Below are 543 nucleotides of genomic sequence, written 5' to 3' on the forward strand. Positions count from 1 at the left end.
AACCCCTTGTATCTGCACGGGCATGATTTGTGCGATGGAAGCGATTTAGCGTCTTGGCCGGTGGCCACCGGCCAAGACGCGTGGCGAAGTCGCCCGTTACCCCTCCGGCCACAACCGTGGATGAGCTTTGGGATCTTCGCCATGTCACGCACGACCGAACAGTCGCTTGAGTTCCAATCGCATGGACAAGGCAGGTTACCGTGAAGAAGACGATTTGTGGAGTGGACGTTTCGAAGGCCAAGCTCGATGTCTGCATCGAACCAGGCGGCCGGCTTGCGAGCTTCAATAACGATACGGCGGGCATTGCATCCCTAGCCGCGTTCTGCCGTGAACACGCCGTCACGCTGGTGGTGATGGAGGCCAGTGGCGGTTACGAGCGACGGGTATTCGTCGAGCTGTGGGAACAGGGCATCGGCTGCGCGCTGGCCAACGCTCGCAGCGTTCGCCGCTATGCCGAGGCAATGGGCATTCTGGAGAAGACCGACCGGATCGATTCCTCCGTCATTGCCCGCTTCGCCCACGCCAAGAACCTGGCTCCGACGG

1 protein-coding gene is annotated in these 543 nt (G+C 61.0%); it reads left to right on the forward strand.

Features of this window, described 5'->3' with window-relative positions:
- Positions 1–200: 200 nt before the first annotated feature.
- The coding region (locus CWO89_RS45100) for an IS110 family transposase (protein WP_165421636.1) at positions 201–543 on the forward strand (343 nt) is incomplete at its 3' end.

Origin of the sequence: Bradyrhizobium sp. Leo170 (assembly GCF_004296405.1) — a bacterium.
Lineage (GTDB): Bacteria > Pseudomonadota > Alphaproteobacteria > Rhizobiales > Xanthobacteraceae > Bradyrhizobium.